At 65.2% G+C, this 21,148-nt stretch carries 22 protein-coding genes; 9 read left to right on the top strand and 13 right to left on the bottom strand.

The annotated features are described in order from the left end of the window. Positions 1–208: 208 nt before the first annotated feature. Positions 209–958, top strand: coding sequence for an ANTAR domain-containing protein (locus tag VFH65_RS31960; RefSeq protein WP_353327525.1), 750 nt, complete (start codon positions 209–211; stop codon positions 956–958). Between the two features lie 25 nt (positions 959–983). Here the strand turns inward: VFH65_RS31960 and VFH65_RS31955 are convergent, their stop codons facing one another. Beyond that, positions 984–1,973, bottom strand: a complete 990-nt coding sequence (locus tag VFH65_RS31955; RefSeq protein WP_353327523.1) for an NAD-dependent epimerase/dehydratase family protein — start codon at positions 1,971–1,973, stop codon at positions 984–986. A gap of 199 nt (positions 1,974–2,172) precedes the next feature. Here VFH65_RS31955 and VFH65_RS31950 point away from each other — a divergent pair, with 199 nt between their 5' ends. The 3 genes from VFH65_RS31950 to VFH65_RS31940 all read left to right on the top strand — a co-directional run bounded on the left by VFH65_RS31950 (position 2,173) and on the right by VFH65_RS31940 (position 4,852). After that, on the top strand, positions 2,173–2,685 hold the full coding sequence (locus tag VFH65_RS31950; RefSeq protein WP_353327521.1) for a hypothetical protein: 513 nt from the start codon (positions 2,173–2,175) through the stop codon (positions 2,683–2,685). Positions 2,686–2,783: 98 nt separating this feature from the next. After that, entirely contained in the window at positions 2,784–4,097 is a 1,314-nt protein-coding gene (locus tag VFH65_RS31945; RefSeq protein WP_353327519.1) for a hypothetical protein, read from the top strand. Positions 4,098–4,222: 125 nt separating this feature from the next. Further along, positions 4,223–4,852, top strand: coding sequence for an esterase (locus VFH65_RS31940; RefSeq protein WP_353327526.1), 630 nt, complete (start codon positions 4,223–4,225; stop codon positions 4,850–4,852). Here VFH65_RS31940 and VFH65_RS31935 read toward each other — a convergent pair. Then, positions 4,846–5,982, bottom strand: coding sequence for a BTAD domain-containing putative transcriptional regulator (locus VFH65_RS31935; protein ID WP_353327518.1), 1,137 nt, complete (start codon positions 5,980–5,982; stop codon positions 4,846–4,848). The two genes, VFH65_RS31940 and VFH65_RS31935, sit on opposite strands and share 7 nt — an antisense overlap. A 129-nt stretch (positions 5,983–6,111) precedes the next feature. Here VFH65_RS31935 and VFH65_RS31930 point away from each other — a divergent pair, with 129 nt between their 5' ends. After that, positions 6,112–6,933 (top strand): hypothetical protein, encoded by an 822-nt coding sequence (locus tag VFH65_RS31930; protein ID WP_353327517.1) that lies wholly within the window; start codon positions 6,112–6,114, stop codon positions 6,931–6,933. A 9-nt stretch (positions 6,934–6,942) separates the two neighbouring features. On the opposite strand, the gene VFH65_RS31925 is transcribed toward VFH65_RS31930, so the two are convergent. The 3 genes from VFH65_RS31925 to VFH65_RS31915 form a co-directional block, all read right to left on the bottom strand. Continuing rightward, a complete protein-coding gene (locus tag VFH65_RS31925) occupies positions 6,943–8,343 on the bottom strand; it encodes a serine/threonine-protein kinase (protein ID WP_353327515.1) in 1,401 nt (466 codons plus the stop codon). 144 nt (positions 8,344–8,487) lie between these two features. Then, positions 8,488–9,360, bottom strand: coding sequence for a hypothetical protein (locus VFH65_RS31920; RefSeq protein WP_353327513.1), 873 nt, complete (start codon positions 9,358–9,360; stop codon positions 8,488–8,490). Between the two features lie 64 nt (positions 9,361–9,424). Beyond that, the gene (locus tag VFH65_RS31915; RefSeq protein ID WP_353327511.1) at positions 9,425–9,877 is read right to left on the bottom strand and encodes a hypothetical protein; all 453 of its coding nucleotides are present in this window, start codon (positions 9,875–9,877) and stop codon (positions 9,425–9,427) included. Positions 9,878–10,004: 127 nt separating this feature from the next. On the opposite strand from VFH65_RS31915, the gene VFH65_RS31910 reads away from it, so the two are divergent. Beyond that, positions 10,005–11,582, top strand: coding sequence for an FMN-binding glutamate synthase family protein (locus VFH65_RS31910; protein ID WP_353327509.1), 1,578 nt, complete (start codon positions 10,005–10,007; stop codon positions 11,580–11,582). 5 nt (positions 11,583–11,587) lie between these two features. Here the strand turns inward: VFH65_RS31910 and VFH65_RS31905 are convergent, their stop codons facing one another. From VFH65_RS31905 to VFH65_RS31895, 3 genes are read right to left on the bottom strand one after another with little or no spacing between them, the layout of a single operon-like run. Then, positions 11,588–12,133 carry a hypothetical protein gene (locus tag VFH65_RS31905; protein ID WP_353327507.1) on the bottom strand — a complete coding sequence of 182 codons (546 nt, stop codon included), beginning with the start codon at positions 12,131–12,133 and terminating at the stop codon, positions 11,588–11,590. 44 nt (positions 12,134–12,177) lie between these two features. Continuing rightward, the gene (locus VFH65_RS31900; RefSeq protein WP_353327505.1) at positions 12,178–13,539 is read right to left on the bottom strand and encodes a DoxX family protein; all 1,362 of its coding nucleotides are present in this window, start codon (positions 13,537–13,539) and stop codon (positions 12,178–12,180) included. 48 nt (positions 13,540–13,587) lie between these two features. Continuing rightward, the gene (locus VFH65_RS31895) at positions 13,588–14,037 is read right to left on the bottom strand and encodes a hypothetical protein (RefSeq protein WP_353327504.1); all 450 of its coding nucleotides are present in this window, start codon (positions 14,035–14,037) and stop codon (positions 13,588–13,590) included. 22 nt (positions 14,038–14,059) lie between these two features. Between VFH65_RS31895 and VFH65_RS31890 the strand changes: the two genes are divergently transcribed. Then, positions 14,060–14,299, top strand: coding sequence for a hypothetical protein (locus VFH65_RS31890; protein ID WP_353327502.1), 240 nt, complete (start codon positions 14,060–14,062; stop codon positions 14,297–14,299). Positions 14,300–14,481: 182 nt separating this feature from the next. Next, the gene (locus tag VFH65_RS31885) at positions 14,482–15,645 is read left to right on the top strand and encodes a metallophosphoesterase (protein WP_353327501.1); all 1,164 of its coding nucleotides are present in this window, start codon (positions 14,482–14,484) and stop codon (positions 15,643–15,645) included. Positions 15,646–15,657: 12 nt separating this feature from the next. On the opposite strand, the gene VFH65_RS31880 is transcribed toward VFH65_RS31885, so the two are convergent. Further along, positions 15,658–16,626 carry an aldo/keto reductase gene (locus VFH65_RS31880; protein ID WP_353327499.1) on the bottom strand — a complete coding sequence of 323 codons (969 nt, stop codon included), beginning with the start codon at positions 16,624–16,626 and terminating at the stop codon, positions 15,658–15,660. Positions 16,627–16,699: 73 nt separating this feature from the next. Here VFH65_RS31880 and VFH65_RS31875 point away from each other — a divergent pair, with 73 nt between their 5' ends. After that, entirely contained in the window at positions 16,700–17,887 is a 1,188-nt protein-coding gene (locus tag VFH65_RS31875; RefSeq protein WP_353327498.1) for a metallophosphoesterase, read from the top strand. Positions 17,888–17,975: 88 nt separating this feature from the next. Here VFH65_RS31875 and VFH65_RS31870 read toward each other — a convergent pair whose 3' ends face one another. From VFH65_RS31870 to VFH65_RS31855, 4 genes are all read right to left on the bottom strand, one after another. Further along, the gene (locus VFH65_RS31870) at positions 17,976–18,146 is read right to left on the bottom strand and encodes a hypothetical protein (protein ID WP_353327496.1); all 171 of its coding nucleotides are present in this window, start codon (positions 18,144–18,146) and stop codon (positions 17,976–17,978) included. Between the two features lie 174 nt (positions 18,147–18,320). Continuing rightward, positions 18,321–19,748: an RNA polymerase sigma factor gene (locus VFH65_RS31865; RefSeq protein ID WP_353327494.1), complete on the bottom strand. Its 1,428-nt coding sequence runs from the start codon at positions 19,746–19,748 to the stop codon at positions 18,321–18,323. Positions 19,749–19,857: 109 nt separating this feature from the next. Next, entirely contained in the window at positions 19,858–20,169 is a 312-nt protein-coding gene (locus tag VFH65_RS31860) for a hypothetical protein (protein WP_353327493.1), read from the bottom strand. Positions 20,170–20,356: 187 nt separating this feature from the next. Next, on the bottom strand, positions 20,357–20,968 hold the full coding sequence (locus VFH65_RS31855; RefSeq protein ID WP_353327491.1) for a hypothetical protein: 612 nt from the start codon (positions 20,966–20,968) through the stop codon (positions 20,357–20,359). Positions 20,969–21,148: the final 180 nt, after the last annotated feature.

Here is a 21,148-nt window from a genome sequence, read left to right as displayed (position 1 = left end):
TGACTTGATGAAGCGGTTGGTGAACATTCTGGGTCCTCGATGATTGACGAATCTCTGACAACGTCAGCGTCGGGGAGGACCCTTGGCAGATTCTCAAGCGGTTCTTGACGCCCTGGCGAACGGGAGGCTTGAGAAAGAGTTTGTCGGATTCGCCGTGCATCTTGTGGGTATCCGCGATGGTGGTGAGCGAAGCCCACCGGAGGGAGTCGTGAACGCGCCAAGCACAGAGTCCGGATCTCGGGGGCCCGGCCAACCGATCACCGATGCGGCTATCGCTCGGCTGACAGAGACTCTGCGCGCCGCGAACAAGCAGGTCGGCGATGACGTTGACGCGTTCCTGGAAAAGGTCACCATGGCCGCTGGCCAGCATGTTCCCGGCACCGAACATGTCGGGATCGCACTCGTTGAGCGCCGCAAGCAGGTGCGGTCACAGTCAGCGACCGATATCCGACCCCTGATCCTCGACGGCATACAGCAGCGGTGCAGATGTGGCCCGATCCTCGACCTCGATGACGATCACCCAGAACGCCGCGTCGATGATCTCCGCGCCGAGACGCGCTGGCCCACCTTCGTGGGACCGGTGCTCGCCTGTAGCCCCATCCGATCGATGCTGTCGTTTCAGCTGTTCAGCTTGGACGGCATCAAAGGCGTGCTGACCGTCTACGCCACCCAACCCCGTGCCTTCCCCGCTGACGCCACTCGTGTCGGCGAGGTATTGGCTACCGAAACATTGCTCGCCGTGCGACGCGACGGCGGCGAACTGCTCAACCCGTCGGTCGGCACCGATCCTGTCGAGCAAGCCTCCCGCATCCTGATGGACCGTTACGACATCGACAAACTCGCCGCGTACTCATTGCTGGTGCGACTGGCCAAGGGCTCCGGGCACACGGTGGCTGCGGCCGCCCGTCGGCTCATCCAGGCAGATCCCTCGGATAATCAAGCAGAAGCGCCGCGGTAACAGATTCCATGGCCGCGTTGGACGGCTACAGCCGACCGACGTCCTGCAGCCCGGAAACCGTGTCATGCAACGTCTCTCGCGGATCGCGATAGATGACGCCGAGTTCCTGGGTGCTCGGTGCGTCGTCCGAATACGGCATCTGCGTGTAGTACTGCATGGCCGCTGCGCTGACGGGTGTGTCGAACGGCAGGTATCGGCCAACCGCGTCGGCGACCCCACCGATGTTGCGTAGCAAGGTATCTGGGATTGGGTACACCCGCAGCGAGCGGTTGGCCGCAGAACCGATCATCGCGGCCAGTTCGGCCACCGGAACCCGCTTGCCGCCCGCCATGTACCGGCGCGGGCCCTTGCCCGGGGTGATCAGGGCAGCATGCAGCGCAGCGACATCGCGTACGTCGACGACAAGCCAGGCGGCGTCACGTCCGGGTAATCCACGCATCTGGACCGCGGCCTGCACGCCCTCGGCCGCCTCGCCGAACTGATTGCCCGCGGGTGGCCCGAGCACCATGCCCGGATACGTAATCGTCACCGGCGCACCCGCGTCCTGCAGTCCTCGCGCGTACGACTCGAGCGCCGCCTTCGAGCGGCCATACCCGTCGCTTCCGCCGCCGACGGGAAGATCGGCGTGAAGCGTGTCCAGGCCCGGGCGGAAGAGCGCGGTGAAGCTCGACACGTGCACAATCGGATCCAGCCCGCGTTCCGCCGCCGCGCCGAGCACGTTGCGCCCGCCGTCGAGGTTGGTCCGCAGCATCGTGTCCGCCTGCCGCGGGTCGGTGGAAACCATTGCTGCACAATGGATGACGGCATCGCAGTCCTCCAAGGCCTCCGTTGTCGATGGGCCGTCGGCGATGTCGCCGACGGCATTGTCGGAGGTGTCGACGCCGAGCCGTCCGACACTCGTCGCCAGCCGTGCGGGGTCACGGACCAGGAACCGCACTCGATGCCCCGCCTCGGCCACGGCCTTCGCCGTCCACGCACCGACGAATCCCGTTCCGCCGGTCACCAGTACCCTCACCAGACCTCCCGCGGTCGTCGCGTTTCCCCAGGATCACTCGGGTCGATTACCTCCAGGTACCCGTTTCGCAAGAATCCGCCAAGAATTCCTTGAGAACCGCTCGAGCAAGACGTCGCACCCTTTGCGGCATGACCACAAAAGCAACGACACTGCGCTTCTTCCGGGTGTCGCGCGACTCCTATCAGCTCGGGTGACGAACATGAAACCGAACCCTGTGCTGGCCCTGGCCATCACGGCGGGAATCGTTGCCGCGGCGACGGGCCCGTCACCACTCGCCGGTGCCGACCCGACAGCTCCACCCGCCGGCTACCCGTGTGAGTGGGTGACCACCGACGAAGCCGCCAGCATCCTCGGTGGGCGGGTCAGCACTCGACCCCAAGGCGTTGAAGCCGGATCGGTCGACATGTCGTGTGTCTACAGCAGGGGGACGGGCCAAGACGGGATGACGTCCGAGCTACGGCTACTGGGCGCCTTCCCGGATGGCGCCGAATCCCAATTTGCGCTCGCGACTGCCGGAGTCGACGCCATCCCCGTGGACGGCCTTGGAGTTAAAGCAGTCTGCGCGTCCGAACCATCGACCACCCCGCCGTCGACAACGCTGTTGGCCCTCTTGAGTGGGGACCGGATCTACCGCGCCACCGGCTGGTACTCCCTGTCGTGCGACGCGCTGACGCTGTTCGCCCAGACGGCAATTGGGCGGATCGGCGGGTAGGACCTGCCCGCCAAGAACTACTTGAGAATCCCTTGAAGCCTCTTCCGCAACCTTGGCGTGACAAACACAATCAACCAGTTCCTCGAAAGGTCACCACCATGAACCACGTTTCGCTCCAAAGATCTGGCCTGCTACGGGCCAAGGCGCTACGCATACAGGTCGGCGTCGCCGTCCTCGCGGCGGTCTTGGCGACGGGATGCTCGTTTGCCGATTCGATTGCGGCACACGAGTCATCGAGCCCCCCGTCAACTGCCGCAACCGCGCCGGCGACGCCCGCCGCCGCTCACGGAGTCGAGGCATCGATCAACGAGGTGCCATGGTCACAGGTCGGCCCGGGTTGGACGCTCGCGACGTGGAGCCCCGTCATCGCCCGCCGGCCCGGCGAACAGGGAGCTCCAGGCGAGCCGGACCCCGCGACAGCCGAAACGACGCTGTTCCTCGTGAGCCCGGCAGGTAACCGCTACGTGATCACGACCTTCTCGGGGGCCGACGCGCGCATGCATTTGGCTGACTGGTCGGGAGACGGAAGCCACGCCCTATTCAGAGGCGATTCCGCGGCACCTTCGAAGGTCATCTCGGTCGACCTGCAGACAGGCGAGCAGACCACGATTCCCGTCGATGGCTACGCCCGCTACACGCGTCCCGACGGCAAGGCACTGCTGGTTTCGACCAACTTCACCGGCAATGAGCCAGGAACGCTGACACGAATCGACTTCGAAGGCAACGTGCAGCAGAGCTACCCGACCGAGGATCTCGGCGGCGCGGGCCAGTTCAGTGGCCGCTACCTCGCGTCGCCCGATGGGATGCATCTTGTCCTCGGGACCGCCAACCTCGGAAACGAGCTCGTGCCGCGCAGCGACGACAGCCTGGTGGTGATGGGCAATGACGGGCGGATCATTCGAACATTGCCGACCCCGATGCCGAACGGCCGCTGTGCACCGATGAGGTGGTGGACGCCCACGGTGGTCCTCGCCAGCTGCTCGCCGGAGCACGATTCGGGAGGTCAGCTGTGGAAAGTGCCCATCGACGGAGGGGCTCCTACCGCGCTCACCGCGGTCAACTCCGGCGAGGGCGATGATCCGGGGTTCGGCTCGAGTATTGGCGAAGGGCCCGCCTGGGAGCTGCCGAGCGGCACGTTCCTGCAGTCCGTGGGAGCATGCGGCACTGCGTTCTTGTCTCGGTTGACCCCGGACGGTCACATCACGCGCGTGGATGTTCCCGGTATGTCGCAGAGTGTGTTCGTCACCGGCGCGACCGGCGACAAATTGATGCTGCAGGGCCACGTGGACTGCGGCGGTGGCACGGCATTAGTGAGCTACGACCCGGCCGCCAACACCTCCACTGTGCTGCTCGGCGGGCACATCAACGGCGGCGGCGTCACACAGGCCATCCTCTTCCGGGACAAGGAGTGAACATGATCAAACGCAACGTCCTCGTGACGATCGCGAGCGCCGCCATAATCATCGGCGTGACAGCGTGTGGCACGTCAAGCAGTCCGCAACAACCTGCATCGAATAAGCCAAGTGCGACCACGACATTGGAGCCCCCGGCCCGCGCGCAAACTTGCGACGTGCTCGGGGGGACGGTCGATGCCGACCGGCGCTGCCAGGTCCAGATCGCGACCGCCACCTATGAGATCGGCTTCAACTTTCCGGTCGACTACCCCGACCAGCAGACGCTGACGGACTACCTGACCCAGGAAAGAGACGAGTTCATCGACTTCGTGGCGGATGCACCTCCACGCGATTTTCCGTACTCCCTCGCCGCCAGGGCGACGGCGTACCACTCAGGAACACCGACCTCGGGCACCGTAAGCCTGGTATTCGACAGAGGCAGCGATACAGGCGCCCATCCCGTGACCCACTTCGACGCGTTCACCTACGATTTGGCCAAGGCCGTCCCGATCACTTTGGCCACGTTGTTCAAACCGGGCATTCAACCGGTCGAGGTGCTCGACCCGATTGTCCGGCGTGAATTGGTGAAGAAGTCGCAGGGCCAGGAGAACCCGATGCCGAACACCCTCGGCGCGAGGATGTACGAAAACTTCGCGATCACCGACGAAGCCGTCATCTTCTTCATCGGCCAAGGTGCGTGGCTCTCACAACTCGCCGGCCCACAAGAGATTTCGGTGCCGCGCGCAGAGCTCGCAGCACTGCTGGCCTATTGACCGTCCCCCATCTCGAACGTGAACTCATGGTCGCTGATGCGGATGCGGGCACCGTCGGCCAATGTCACGCTGCCACGAATCGGCCTGTCGCCCACGTGGACTCCGTTGGCCGACCGAAGATCGGTGATGACGAAGCTGGCACCGGTGTCGACGATCATCGCGTGGTACCGGCTGACCATGGCATCGTCGAGAACGATGTCATTGTCGGGGAGGCGCCCAATTCGGGTAGCCGCTCCGCGCAGCGGATGACCCCGTCCGGAGCTGTCGCGCAACTGGGCGACGGCGGATTGCGCCGACGCCCTGGTGCGCTGTTCAAGCGTCGCGGCAGCACGTTTCGCAGTCGCTCGGGCTATCTCCCTGACATGCAGCGGCTCTTGGCGAAGGATCCGGTCATGCAGGCCCCGCAAGGTGGGACCAGGGTCAATGCCGAGATCGTCGGCCAGCGTCGTCTTCAACCGACGATATGCCTCGAGCGCGTCGTATTGGCGCTCCGCCAGGTAGTAGGCGGTGATCAGCTGCGCCCACAGCGGTTCGTGGTAGGGATGCTCGGCCGTAAGGGCTTCGACCTGGCTGATGATGGAAGATATTCGCCCGCAGGCTATCTCCGCCTCCGCTCGCGCGGTTTGCGCCACCAGCTTGTCCTCCGCCAGTGCCGAGGCGAAGTTGGCAACGAACTCGAAGTCGCGCAGATCGTCGAGAACCGGCCCACGCCACTGGGCCAGCTCGGCCGACAAATGACTGCTCGCCTCTTCGAACCGGCCGGCAGCAGCCGACCGCATCCCGGCTGTGTGTTCGATGATGAAACGGCCGATATCGCATACCGCGTCGGGCGCATTGAGCCGATACCCCGGCCGGGCGCTGACCACGACGGAAGCGGGATCGACGCCGGCCTTGCTGATCAGTCGCCGCAAGTTCGACACGTACGTATGCAGGCTGGCCCGGGCCTCGGGCGGTGGGTTCCCTCGCCACGCCGCGTCCAACAACGAATCGATCGCGACGGGACGATTCCTATTCATCAGCAACAGGGCCAACACCGCCCGTTGCTTGGCCGCCCCCAAAGGAATTTCAGCGCCGTCGGCGCTCATCTGCAATGGCCCCAATATTCCAAACTGGAGAATGCTGTTGGCCATCGCGGCGGCAACTCCCTTCAGTTCGGCAGTTCGTCCGGACCCATTGTGGGCTGTCCCGGCCCGCGTTGGTCGATGAACGCGCTCGCTGATCGCGTAATCTCACGGACGTCAATGCGTAATGGACGGCGTGTGTGGCTCATCGCCGGTGTCGCTGTGCTCGCCACGGCGGCGCTGGTTGCAGGAGTGATCGTCGGACTCCGTCTCGGTGACCACAAGGCGGCACCGGGCCCGCCGACAGCGCTTGCCTCTGACTTCGCCCGATTGGAAACGGAACTCAACGCCGTGGTGGGCATCGCGATAAGCGCGGTCGGCGACGACCAGATGCCAATGACATTGGGACAGTGGCAGAGTGGTCCCGCCTGGTCGACGATCAAGGTCCCACTGGTCATCGCGGCGCTGCGGGAAGAGGACCCGCCGAAAGTCACCGAGGCGATGACGGCCGCCATCACCGAATCGGACAACGCTGCGGCCGAGTCCATCTGGGCGAGCCTTGGTGATCCCGTCACCGCCGCACACAAGGTGGACGCCGTGCTGAGGCAAACCAGCGACCCGACGACCGTCCAATCGCAACGAGTGCGGCCTGAGTTCTCCGCCTTCGGCCAGACCGATTGGCCGTTGACCGATCAGGCTCGGTTCATTTCAAGGGCGGTGTGCGACAACGCGAACGCGCCGATCTTCGCACTCATGGGCGACGTTCAAACCGATCAGAGCTGGGGTATCGGCACCGTGCCTGGCAGCCGATTCAAAGGCGGCTGGGGGCCGTCACCGACGGGTAGCTATCTGGTCCGCCAGACGGGTGTACTGGCCGCGCCGAGGGGGATGGTCGCTGTCGCCCTGGCAGCAGAGCCATCATCCGGGACGTTCGAGGACGGCGCCGACGCCCTCACCAAGGTGGCCTCCTGGCTGACCGCCCACCTCTCGGCACTGCCTGCCGGCCAATGTGATCCTTGATCGCCGGCGTCACCACAAGTAGACGCGGGCGTTGTTCCCCCCGATGCAGGTGATCCAGCTGTCTCCGGGGTGCGTCTGGCAATGCATCAGGAAGTTGGGACCGTTGCACAATGCGCCGGGCACTGTCTGGCAATCCACGGCGCCCGGCGCCGACACCGCCCTCGGCAGCGGGCTGGCATTGCCATACGCGGCCCAATACGACGTCAGCACACTATCGGCGAAAAGGCACGAGGTCTCGGCGGTCCCCCGCCCAGCGCGGGTTCCGAATCCGGTGGCCGTCGGCAATGAAAAGCCCTCGTCGCAGGATTGATGCCGGGCGCTCAGGTCCGGACCCGTCACCACCGGAGGCACCGCGGCCGTCGGCTCGTCGGCGCCCGCTTGGCCGTCGTCGCCGTTGACGAGCAGGCCGATGACGACACCGATGCCACCCAGAATCGCGACCGCAGCCACCGCGATCACGGTCGGCAGCACCCACCCGCGCCGGCGAGTGCTTGTGTCCGTCACCGCTCCGTCGGATGGTCGCGCGAGGGTGACGCCCGCATACGTTCCCGCGGTCGACGTTGGGCCAACATCCCCCGACATGGAGGGGGCCGTCTGGAGGGCGCGGTGCGCAGCGCGGCCGAGGGCGCCGGCCGAGCCGTAGCGGTCGTCGGGGTCCTTGGCCATGCCACGGGCAATGACGTCGTCCATGGCGGCCGGAAGGCGCGGATTGGCCATGCTTGGCCGCGGGGGTGGTGAGGCGATATGGGCCGCGACCAGATTCTGCAAACTGTCGCGCGTAAACGGCAGTTCACCGGTCAGCGACTCGTACAGCACGCACGCCAGCGAGTAGACATCGACCGCCGGCGTGCTGACCGGATCTCTAAACCGTTCTGGCGCCATGTAATTCAGCGTGCCGATCTGACTGCCAGCCGTCGTAAGCCGGGTTTCACCGCTGGCCTCGGCGATGCCGAAGTCGACCAAGTACGCGAAATCAGCAGGGGTGACGAGAATGTTCTGCGGCTTGATATCGCGGTGGATCAGGCCTTCGGCGTGGGCCGCATCGAGGGCAGCAGCGACCTGATTGATGATGTTGACCGCTCGGGACGGTTCTAGCGGGCCCTTCTCGATCAGGTCAAGAAGCGTCTGGCCCTGCACCAGACGCATGTCGATGTACAGGCTGCCGTCGATCTCGCCCCAATCGTGGATTGGAATGACGTGCGGCTCTTGCAGAATCGCCGCCGCCTGGGACTCGCGCTGAAACCGGGTGCGAAAAGCGGCGTCGTCGGAGACCTCGTGGGCGAGTATTTTCAGCGCGACCGTGCGGCCTTTGCCCGTGTCGTATGCCTCGTACACCTCACCCATCCCGCCCTTGCCGAGCAGGCGGGTGATGGTGTACTTGCCAAACGTCGTGCCGACGCGCGAGTCCATCACGGCTCCCTAGTTCCTAAGTACCGACGCAGTATCTCGCCCGCAGCCGCGCCACGCGACCATTTGCGGCGGAACACTGTTGCGGGCGGTCGGGTCGTTACTGGCAGCACATCCTGCGGGGTGCGGGCTGTTCGCCGAGTCGGCTCAGTTCATCAGCCCGTGCTCGTGATTGCGGCCGAGGTGATATTCCGCGTTGCGAAGCTCTCGGATCCGTGCCGGCTGGGCCGTGAGTTGCTCCGAGCTGGTAGGGCCGGCCGTGACATGCTCAATTGCCGACAGTCGATAGCCGCACCGCGCCAGGAACTCGAGGTAGGCGCGGCAGTACTCACGTTCCGAAAACCGCCACGTCTCTTCCTTTTCGATGCCCCACTCGAACGCCGCGAGCACCATCGCCAAGGTCGCTGTCGTTGCACTGCCTGTGCGATGCAGAGCCTCTGTGCCACTGCGCAACTCGTCGCTGAGACCGAGTAGCTCTCCTGCGATCCGCATGCTTGCCGGGCACAAGAGCGTGGTCAGAAAGTGGAAGTTCTCGGCGATGAACGACTCCACACCGGTAGGTGGTGTCGGTGAGAACAACACATGGTCACGGACCCACGTCCGGCGGGTCTCGCGGACGGCCGCGGCCAGCCGCCGGTTCTCGTAGACCGTTCGCCAGTCGACGAGTGCGTATTCCCTGGCCTGCAACCCGACGACTGTGGGCTGCGCACCGGTGAAAGACTTGCCCGCCATCACTTCGCTCAGGCTGACCGCCCGGGCTGCGTCGCCCGAAAGGTACACGGCGTCAATGACCAGCTCCGAATTCCGACTAAGGCTGCCCAGGGTTTCCCCTCCGCGTGCATAGCGGCAGATTCGGTCCTCTTCCTTCAAATCGTCGCGGGTGTAGATCAGGCCCAGTACGCGTTTTCGGGAGAGGTCGCGAATTTCGCGATAGATGCACCACCCAGCTGGCCCAGCCACGGAAGGGAGCAAGCGCATCGAGATTGCGACCAGCAGATCGTCGACGGTTCCCGCTGCCACCGTCCGTCCAGAACCGAACTACATCGGCTCTTAGTCTGACGGCAGGTGGTCACCTTCCGGTGCGCTAGATTTTCGTCAGCGTGACCGTGACGCCGTCGGCGAACACCGGAAACCCTTCGCACCCAACGGGAATCGTGCCGGTCGAGCTGCCCGTCAAGGTGACGGCATCGATCGAGTAAGCAATGAAATTGGGGAGATTCCTGCCGTCCGGGCAGGTCCACGCGGCTTGGCGGGTGAATTCCCACCGCCCATTGTTCAGCGAAGCGCTGGCAGTCCAGCCCGTAGCGCTCGTGATCTGAGCACAACCCTCGCCGCACGGCACGAAGTTCCACACCGTCGATGAGTCCCTGTAGGGCGTGGGGACTCCGTTCAACTTGCGTTGGCTCTGATCGCTGAACAGTGAATACGCGCCGCTGAGCGGATCGGCCGATGCCGTACCTGCACCCAGGCCCAGACCAGCCAGTCCTAGGGCGCCGGACACTACGACGGTCGTCGCGAAGCGTGTCGATCGGTTCAAAGTCGCTCCTTTTGCTCGGCGCAGCCCCATTGGCGTCGCCTGTGCGAGCCAGTACAGACGCCCGGGTCGGCTACCGATCCCAAAGTCGGTCGGTTTCGCGGCCCTTCCACGCGGAAACACTGACGGAATGAGCAAGGCCATTCGCGGTCTCGCCGCCGCGGCCGCCTCAGCGGTGGCTGCCGTCGCCGTGCGTGACATCTTCCAGCGCAAGCACGCGTTACTACGCAACTTCCCCGTCGTCGGGCACGCTCGGTACCTGATCGAAGCCATCGGCCCCGAGCTGCGGCAATACGTCGTCGCTGCCAACAACGAGGAGCGGCCGTTCACCCGCGACCAACGTCGGTGGGTGTACGCCTCGGCCAAGAAGGAGAACAACTACTTCGGATTCGGCACGGACAACGACATGGAGTACACACCGGGGTATCCGGTGATCAAACACCGCACCTTTCCTCGGCCCGCGCCACGGTCGGCGCCGACGGCCGCACACGAGGTCGATCTGCCGTGCGCCAAGGTGATCGGTGCCGCTCGGGACCGGCCGGCGGCTTTCCGGCCCAATTCGGTCGTCAACATCTCTGCGATGAGCTTCGGATCCCTGTCGAGCAACGCCGTCGAGGCCCTCAACCGGGGGGCCGTATTGGCCGACTGCCTGCACAACACCGGTGAAGGCGGTATCTCGCGCTACCACCGCCATGGCGGCGAACTGATCTTCCAGATCGGTACCGCCTACTTCGGATGCCGCGACGCCGAGGGCCGCTTCAGCCTGGACAAGCTCAAGGACGTGGTGGCCGGCGCACCGGTGCGCGGTCTGGAGATCAAGCTCAGCCAGGGCGCGAAGCCCAGTCTCGGTGGGCTGTTGCCGGCCGCCAAGGTGTCCGCGGAGATCGCGGCCGCTCGCGGTGTTCCGGAGGGACGGGATTGCGTCAGCCCGTCGCGGCACGCCGAGTTCTCCGACACCGACAGCCTGCTCGACTGGGTGGAACTGCTCGCCTCCGAGACGGGTCTGCCGGTCGGGATCAAGTCGGCGGTCGGTGATATCGATTTCTGGTGCGAGCTCACCGATCTCATGCGGGAGACGGGTCGCGGAGTCGACTTCGTGACCATCGACGGCGGCGAGGGAGGCACGGGCGCGGCGCCGTTGATCTTCACGGACACCGTTTCGCTGCCCTTCCAACTCGGTTTCGCCCGGGTGTATCGAGTCTTCGCCGAGCGGGATCTGCATGAGCAGGTCGCCTTCATCGGCGGCGGCAAGCTGGGCCTGCCCGACAACGCGGTGGTCGGCTTCGCGCTCGGATGCGACATGGTTAATGTCGCGCGAGAACCGATGCTTGCGATCGGATGCATCCAGGCTCAGAAGTGCCATACCGACACGTGTCCCACCGGCGTTGCCACCCAGAACGCCTGGTTGGCGCGCGGGCTGGTGCCGGAGGCCAAGGCAGTGCGGGTCGCGAACTACATCAAGGCGCTGCGCCGCGATCTTGTGAAAGTGGCCGAGGCCTGCGGGGTGGAACATCCCGGCCTGATCAGCACCGAGTCGGTGGACATCCTCAACGGCCGGAACGCCTCCACGCCGTTGCACGAGGTCTACGGGTACAAGCCGGGCATGGGGCTTCCGTCGGCGGCCGACCGCGAGGAGATCGCCCGGCTGATGACAGTCGAGGAACCGGAAGGCCGTTCTGCGCCGCCATCGTCATCCGCCGTCGGCTGACCGCGTCACCTACCTGCCGGGTTCTTCGCCGCGACGATGGCCGATTCGACGGCCGAGAAGCACTCCGCCGCAGCAGGTTCCGTGCCGAGGCCAACGTAGAAGCTTCCGGGTCGATCGCCTTCAAGGCCTGAGATCGTGAATCCGTCGGCCTCGCCTGCCACGCGACCCAGTTTGGCGCCGATCCCGGTGCCGGGCACGACGGATGCCTGCGTCAACGGCAGCGACAGGACAGAGGTCCCCCGCTTGGCGCCGTCGATCGCGACAAGGATGTGCGTGGGGTGCAGCACCACGACCGTGTCGTGCTCCACGTCGGGGTCGGCGGGATTCGCGCGGCGCCGAAGCAGCTTTCCGAAGCCTGAATCGGCCGGGGGGTTTTCGCTGTGGGTCAGCCACAACCGCACATTAGAGAGGTCGAGTTGACGGGGCTCGGCGTGGGCGGCCAACTTGTCGCGGACATGGTCCGCGAGCTCGTCGATCCGCACCGAACGGGTATGTCGTACGTACATCGGCATGGGGGAAGTATTCACTTCGCGGGCGACTTCGATGGTCATCAGCCGCCGTTCGCCACACAACCGCGGCGAACACCAGTGACGACCTACCGGTTATGCGGCTGCTCCTGTACCCAGTTGAAGCCACGCTCGACGAGCGGAAAGGAGCCCGGATCCATGCGGGTGAACCATGCATGGATTCGGTGGCCTGCGAAGTCCTCGCCGTCGATCACGATCCTGTCGGTGCTGCCGGAGTCCGGCCACCAGTACGTCAGCCGGACCTTCGTCGGCGTCTCCTCGTACGACCCCACCTCTACTCGGTTGGTCAGATCGATGAAGTGTTTGGCCGGATTTATGGTGCCGCCGAACACCTCGAACGAGTCATCCATGTGCTGCACCGTCACCATCACCGGATCGGACATCAGGAACGGGCGGTCGAATATCACTCGCCGCCAACGGAGTTCGTCGGTAAGCAATGGATCGCGCCGGTAACCCTCGGCCGAGAACCCGTCCACCTGCCAGATGCCGTAGAGGTTGGGCGTCGGCCGGGTGAACTGTTGCCATCCCTGCCCGCCGAACGCGGCCAGCAGGACGAGGCCGGTACACACCTGCACGATCACCGCCACGCGGTTGGCCCGTTGGCCGGTGAACAGCGGCACGGAGGCGGTGGGCGGGATAGCGCGGTCGGTGAACAACACGGTGAACAGTCGGCGTGCGTACGGCGCGAGCAGAAACAGGCTCAACAACAGCAATTGTGACGACACCGACTTGAGGCGGATGTCGTAGGTCATGTTGAGGATGAACACCTGCGTCAGATCGAACGCGCACACCAGTGCTCCTGCCGCCGCCGTCCGTGGCACCAGGAGTAGAAGGCCCCCAAGCACTTCGGCCGCGCCGAGCAGCATTTGATACTGCGGGGAGATGCCGACCTGCGCCCAGAGCGCGCCCGTCGGGCTGAAATTGCCGTACGGCTCGACCAGTCGATTGAGGACGAACGGCATCTGCGTCGGGATCACCTTCGCCATCCCGAAGTAGAACATCGCCGCGGCAAGCATGAGCCGCAGCACGGTCCACACCCATGTCTGCAGCCGGTCGTAGCGTTGCCGCCGTAGGTCGAGCACCGTCCAGAACACCGTGGCCCATGCCGACAGGACCGCGATGCAGAAGAGCGCCGTCCACTGAAATGCGCTGTCGCTGCCGACCTGGGTGCTCTCCACCTGCAGCCCAAGCAGGTTCGTGCCAACCCACTCGATCGGCGGGCGCATCGCGTGCATCAGTCCGCGCATCGTCGACCATGGCCCGTCGATTCCGATACCGGCCAGAATGACCGGGATGAGCCCGATCAGCAGGGCGAGTCCGAATGAACCGAAGTAGCAGGTGCCGAATCGGAATGCGATCAACGTCGCCATGCTCCATGGCGGCCGCTGGGCGGTGGTATCGAGCTTTTCTGGAGCCTCGATACCCGTCATCACCCCATAGTCGGGGCTGGACGGTGGACACTCAAGCAACTGAGCAAACTAGTTCACGACAGCGAAGGGCAGGCTGGCGTTGCCGAGCTGGTTGAGCGGCTCGGGGGTGACGGCCGCAGCCTCCACGCTGCCGTCTCCGATGGTCATCGAAGCATCGAGCGCGATTCGGTATCGCAAGGTCACCGTCTTGCCCTTCGGCAGCTCCAAAACGATCGAGTATCCGCCGAGGTAGTCCGCGCCGGTGCCCATCGCGGGGTTCTCCAGCTGGATCCAGCTGCCCGTGGCGTCGTCGAAGCGCTCGACGGTGCCCTTGGCGATTGGCAGCCCGTTGGGCACGCAGCTGCAGTTGCCCAGCATCAACACGACTCCTACCTTCGGATAGTTGACGGCGGAGTCGTTGCACAGCGTCACCTCGACCTCGGTCGGGGCGCCGCCAGGGGTGACGGTGCCCGACGGGATGCCGCTCAGCGCGACCGAAATCCGGCCGTCTTCCGGCACTGTTTCGTAAGGCCCGACAGTCGTGATAGGCGCGGTGGACGGGTTGACGGCGCAACTGCTGGCCGGTGCTGTAGTCGCGGGCGCGCTCGGAGGTGCCGGTGGGCTCGAGCTCGGCGGCGCGCTCGAACTCGGTGGGCTCACAGTGACGGTGGTGGTGGTCGGGCCAGCCTCGGGGCTACTGGTCGAGCACGCCGTAAACGCAACGGCCGCCGCAACTGACGCCGCCGAGATAACTGCGAGCTTGGTAATCCGTTCGCGGTGAATCAATCTGGACATCTCGGTGACCTTTCGTGTGCAGGCTCGGCGCGCGGTCCGTCGCCGCGGTGCGAGACAAGTGGATTGCGCCGACGTCGCTACCGATCCCAATTTCGGGGCAGTCGGTACCGTTGAGTGCATCACGACGTCGCCGACGAGGTGCCGTCCGCGAGCGTGTAAAGGACGTGCATGTTCCTCGTTGGTCTCAGCGCCGTCCTCGGCCTGATGCACCTCTATCTCTGGAAGCGGCTGATAAAGGATACGACGCAGTCGGGACGCACGAGATGGATTCTCACGGTAGTTCTCTGCGCGTTTGCAACGATTCTTGTCGCGAGCCTGCTCTTGCCGCGCGTCCTTGGGCTGGCCGATTCGGGGTGGTTCACGTGGCCGGGTTACATCTGGTTTGGCGTGGCCGCGTACCTGTTTCTGACATTGCTTGCGGTGGAGCCGGTCCGGTTCGCGCTGAGAGGTTGGACCAAACGGAAGCCACCGGAGGCGCCATCGGCGTCGGAGCCGTTGAACCGCAGGGTGTTCCTCGCCAGGGCCAGTGCGGCGGCCGCAGGCGCGGCATCGGTCGGCCTGGTCGGGTTTGGTGCCGCCACCGCGCTCGGTCCGCCCGACCTGCTGCGGGTGCCGGTACGGCTGCGCAAACTCAATCCGGCGTTCAACGGGTTCCGGATCGCCGTGGTGTCCGACATCCACCTAGGCCCGCTGACAGGTCGCGCACACACCGAACGGATCGTCCGGATGATCAACGAGGCCCAGCCGGATCTCGTCGCGGTCGTAGGAGATCTGGTGGACGGTACGGTCGAGGAGCTGGGACCGGCAGCGGAGCCGTTGCGGGACTTGGTTTCCCGGGACGGAACGTTCTTCGTCACCGGCAACCACGAGTACTTCGTCCCGGATCCGGCCTCGTGGATGCGTGAGCTGGAGCGGCTCGGTGTGCAGCCACTACGCAACGAGAACACGGTGATTCGGCGCGGTGGCGCAGCTTTCGACCTCGCCGGTGTCAACGACGTTGAGGGTGAATCACATTCAGATGCACCGAATTTCGACCGCGCACTGTCGGGAGTGAATTCAACCCGGCCGACGATTCTGCTCGCGCATCAACCGGTTCTGGTCGGGGAGGCCGCGGCGCGTGGGGTGGACCTGCAGTTGTCCGGGCACACCCACGGCGGCCAGATGTGGCCATTCCACTACATCGTCCGCGCGGTTCAACCGTCCATCGCCGGCTTGTCCACCGTGGACGGCACACAGCTGTATGTCACACGCGGCGCAGGGTTTTGGGGCCCGCCTGTGCGGATCGGCGCACCGCCGGACATCACCGTGCTGTCGCTCCAGGGTGAGGGCTAGCGTCATGAGCCGCTATTTCCGGAGCTTCTCGCGGGCAAGCTCGGCGAAGAAGCGGCCGGACGAGACGGGCTGAAACGCCCGGGCCGCGCGAGTGAGCGCGTCGCGGGAATCCGCGCTTAGCTCGATGTCGGCCGCGGCGACGTTGAACTCGAGTTGCTCGACACTGGACGCCCCGGGGATCGCGACGACCCTCGGCAGGCTGATCAACCAGGCCAGCGCCACCTGCGCCGGCTTGGCGCCGACCTCCGTCGCCACGTCACGCAGGGTCTGCAGCAGCGGCCCGGCACGTCGCAGATTCGTTGTGCCGAACAACGGATTCATCGCCCGCACGCCGCCGGGCCGATTGTTGAGGCCGTACTTGCCGCCGAGCAACCCCTGCGCCAACGGGCTGTAGGCGATCACGATGCGGTTCTCGCGCTCGGCGAACGGGACCAAATCGTCTAGGGCCTGGGCGTGGGCGAGTGAGAAGTGCACCTGATTGCTGATGACGGGCCGGCCCAGTGCCGCGTCAGCCTTCCGCCACCGGGCGAGGGAGTAGTTCGATACGCCGACGGCGCCGATGTGACCGCTGTTGAGCAGGTCGCGCATCCCCGGCATGATCACCGAATCGGGGACCACCGGGTTCGACTGGTGAATCTGGTATAGCGGAATGCGGTCAAGCTGCAGCCGTCGGGCGCTGGCGTGCGCGCGCTGCTTGACCACCGCGGGGAACGGCGCGACCGGAAAAATTTTGCTGGCCACCGCGACGTCGGCGCGCGCGTCGCCGAGCGCCTCGCCGAGGATGCGTTCGCTCTTACCGAGGCCGTACACCTCCGCGGTGTCGAACAGCGTGACCCCCAACGCAAGCGAGCGCGCAACGATGTCGCGGGCCGCGCCTGCGGCGTAGCTGTCTCCGTAGCCCCATTCGCGCGAACCGAACTGCCACGTGCCCAACCCGATCCGGCTGACCCGCCCGACCCCGTCGGCGTCCAGATACTTCATGGAGCCCACGGTACTGACAGCACCCGATCCGCATCATGATCTAGCACTGCCGGGCGAAGGTACTCTCGCGGTAATGCAAGACACCCCGGCCGCCGAGGTCGAATCGGTCGCACGTGCACGGCCCCGGAGACGGTGGCGTCGGCTGCTTGTTGTGTCCGCCATCATGTTGCTCCTGCTCGGAGTGCCATGGTGGACGCTGTTGTCGGCGGGCACGCAGTGGCCAACCGCCGTGATGGTCGCCGGCACCGTCGTCTTTGCGGCAGCCTTCGTCGGGTTGCCCACGCTGATGATGGTGGGGCATGGCCGTCGTCATCGCGACTGGGCGGCCGTCGCTGGAGATGCGCTGCTCGGGGCGATGTGGGTGCTGTTCGTGTGGTCGGTACTCGGCCAACTACTGGGGCTGGCGTTGTCCCTGCTGGGTGTCGAGGAACCGGCCCGGTCGCGCGTCGTTGCGGGTGCGGTGGTCGCCGTCGTCGTTGTCCTGCTTGCGTGGGGTTATGCCGAAGCTATGCGGGTGCCTCGAATCAGACGCGTCGACGTCGGCATCTCCGGGCTCGGTAGCGGACTCGACGGAATGCGCGTCGCGGTGATCACCGATACCCACTACGGCCCGATCGATCGCAGCCGCTGGTCTGCTGCGGTGGTGGACCGCGTCAACGAGCTCGACGCCGATGTCGTGTGTCATGTCGGCGATATCGCCGACGGAACGGTGGATGTCCGCGAGGCGCAGGCCAGGCCGCTGCGCGCGGTGCGGGCGCGACTCGCCCGTGTGTACGTCACCGGTAACCACGAATACTTCAGCGAGGCAGAAGGTTGGCTCGACTACATCGAAGCCATCGGATGGGATGCACTGCACAATCGGCACATCGTCGTCGAGCGGGATGGGAGCAAGCTCGTGATTGCCGGCGTCGACGATGCGACTGCCAAGGCATCCGGTGTCGACGGGCACGGGGCGAATCTCGAAGCGGCGCTGGCGAATACCGATTCGACGCTGCCGGTGATGCTCCTTGCGCATCAGCCCAAGCAGGTCGTGCAGGCCGTGACGGCGGGGGTGGACCTGCAGATTTCCGGGCACACCCACGGCGGGCAAATCTGGCCGTTCAACTTTCTAGTCCGGCTGGATCAGCCCGTGGTGCAGGGCTTGAGCAGACACGGTGAGCGCACGCAGCTGTACACGAGCCGGGGTACAGGTTTCTGGGGGCCACCGTTCCGGGTCTTCGCGCCCAGCGAGATCACCCTCCTGACGCTACGTCGCGTTTGAACGCGACGAAATCGGACCCGGAAGGATCCGATTTCGTTGTGGGAGAGCCGAATTGAAGCAGGGCCCAGCCATGACCGCGAGGCGGCGATTAAGCGCTCGGCGTGACGAACGCAGCCAAGGCGGGCACCGCCGCCACGTGCTGCACCGACTTTGGTTCCTGCGCAGATGAACTCACAGCTATGGCGCTGGTGCCCGTTGCGGCGAATACGCCGGCGGCCAAGGCGGCGGCGGTGATCATGCGGGTATGAGTGGTGGACATGATGTGCTCCTGTTCGATGGTTGCGACCCGATGCGCCGCACTCACAGGTAGGAGCCGTCACCCCCTGTCTGGCGGACACTTTTCTCTCCAACACAAACGGAGCTCGTCAAAGGAGTTGCCCACCAAGGGTATTGGCATCGGAAGATCTGCCGGTGCCGCCGAAATCAGCGAGTACTAGCCCCGCGAAGGGCCATCCGTCGACCGGCGCGTCGCAGTCCGTTTCGGGGGGTCCGGATCCTGAGTCGGAATACCGGCAATTCCTGGCGGAGCCTGCGGACGTGTGGTCCGCGGCACTGACGAGTCGGCAGGCGCGGAGGACCGGGTACGCGGAGCGGGCGGCTCCGACACCGGTGGTGGGGGTGGAACCGGCTCGGACACAGGCGAATCGGGCTCTAACCTTGGCGGCGGCGCGCTGACGACTGGAGTTCGCACCGGCGTGGTCTCTGCGTCAGGAGGCACCGATGCGGCCGGAGTGGTTGTTGCCGTCGACACGGCAGGAGGAGCGGGTATCGGGCTGCTTTTGTCGCTCGACTGGCCGCCAGGTGTAGCGCTGACCGGTTGCGTCGCGGTTCCACTCATATCTACGGGGACCACAGGGGTGGTCTTCTGCTGCTGCCAGGCGATGGTCAGCCCCAGCGACGCGATCAATGTGGCCGCGAACAACGCGACGACCAGAAGCACGCGGCGGGTGCGACGGCCGCCGGTGTCGTCGACGTCTTCGACCGGAATAGACTGTGTTTCCCCGGATCTCGAGGGGGCGGGGCCGGCCTCGATCGGGGTGGTCGACGGGGTGAGCTGAATTTTGCTGAGGGTGCGTTCGCGTAGCCATGCGGGCGCGGGGATGAACATTGGCGCACCGCCGAGCAGCACAACGGGACTCACGAGGTGCCGCCGTTGCTCGTCACAGGTGGGGCAGGACTCGATGTGGCGAGCGATGCGTTTGCGCATCAGCATGCTGAAGCGGCCGTCCCAGCCATCGAGGATCGCGGCCAGCGCGGCGCACCCCTCGCCGGTGTTGCGAACACGGCGCGAGACCAGCAGTGCGCCAAGAGAACGTTCGATCGTCTCGCGCAAGCGGTAGACCATCTTGGTGGCGTTGGCGGGGCTCACTCCGAGGGCATCGGCGAGGTCGTCGCCGTCGAGGCCGTGGCGGTAGGCCAGCTCGAGGACCGAGCGGTCGCGGTCGGACAGCCCGCCCGCGGCTTCGGTGATCAGATCGGCGAGTTCGGTGCGGGCGGCCAGGGTGTCCGGCCCAGGGTCATGAGACACGACGTCAGGCAATTCATCAGATAGTGATTCGCGGCGACGTTCCCGGATGCGCCGCAGCGCTTCGTTACGGGCGATCGAGTACAGCCACGGTCGGAGTTTGTCGGCATCGCGGAGCTGCGACAGCCGCGTCGCGGCGGTGCAGAACGTGTCCTGGACACAATCGGCGGCGCCGTCGCGGTCGCGCAACATACCCACACAGAAGTCGTGGAGGCGGTCGGCGTAGCGGTCGTATATGCCTGCGAACGCCTCGCGGTCACCGGCAGCGGCGGCGCGGGCGAGTTCCGCGTCGGTCTCGGCTGGGCCCACGACGTCCCAGTTGGCTGCTGCCGTCATGACTGTGCTTCCCATGACAAGGATGTCCTGCTATTCGACCAGGGTGTTTGGGCATAGACAAGGCTGAGGACTACCTGTTTTTGGCCGTGCGCCCGCCGTCGAAGTCGCGCTACGGTGCCGATTCCGCTGCCGAGATGCTCGGCGGATCTGGTTGCGGGTTGAACTGTCGTGCCGGCGGCAGATCGTTGGGATTGCCAATCCCAACCGTGCTGCCAGGATCGGGGAAACCGGGCGGTTCGGGTTGCGGATCGAATCCGTGGCAGCTGCCGCAATCGCGTGGGGTCGGGAGATTGTCGATGATCGCAACCCCGCCACGTTCACTGAAGTCGGATAGGGCCTGCGCGGTTGCCGCGCCGAGAGACAACAGTGCCGGTGCCGCGATTGCAATGGCGAACGTCGTCCGGGTGAAAGTAGTGGCCATGACGTGCTCCCTTTGTTTGGATACGACCCGCGATGGGCCGCACTCATAGGTAGGAACCGCCACCACTCCTCTGCCGGACACTTTTTGAAGAACCATTTGTGGACAGGGCTTCATCAATTGGATGGGGCGGACAGTTCGTCCTCAGACATACCCATCGCGGCCATCTGGCGTTGCCTCGACGCTGCACTCAGACCACGTCGGTGATCTGCCCGGCGACGTCGGCACGCACCTGCTTGCTGCTGCGTTCGCCTTCCACGTTGATAAACATGGTCACGCTCTGGTCGAACGGGATGTTTCGCTTGATGATGAGGCTTTGCACTGCGCCGCCCGGTATTTCGCTTGCCGCAATCGCATTGTTGATGGCCGAAACGATGGCGCTCGTGGAAACCTCGTTGACGGCGAACAGGTTCTGCTGCAACGCTTCCGTGTCGTCGTCATAGTCGACTGGACGCGACGGCCCTACCGTGCCTGCGGTGTAACTCCATTGGTTGAGTTCAGTCGGAGCGTTCGGGTCGATGGCCTCGACGGTCATCACCGTAGGGATGATGGTCACCTCCACGACCTGCATGGGGTCGGCGCCGACCTTATCCGAGATCGCCGAGTAGGCGGCGTCGATACCTTCGGCGGTGAGCAGGTTGCCCGAGACAGCTTCGCTGATCTGCTCGGTGCCCGACGTAACGACCTGCTCGGCCACATCGGACGCTACGTCCCGGATCTCGGCAACCTGCGAGCAACCGCTCAGTGCGGAAGCCGCAAGAACTGCAGAGACGAGGGCGATGCCGAAGCGGGTGGATTTCATCTGGTGCTCTCCTGGTTCTTGATCCCTACGGTGGCGACGCAGCACAGCGTGCTGCGGGCGGCCCGCTACCAATCACAACTTCGGCAGCGAAGGGGCACGACCAATGGGTGAGCCGATGTCCGAAGTCGCTTCCGACGGCGACACAGTCGTGCGGTCACATTGTTGGCGCTATAGCGGCGC

It is taken from the genome of Mycobacterium sp. (assembly GCF_035697385.1).
GTDB lineage: Bacteria > Actinomycetota > Actinomycetes > Mycobacteriales > Mycobacteriaceae > Mycobacterium.
This window is presented reverse-complemented; position numbering and strand designations above follow the sequence as displayed.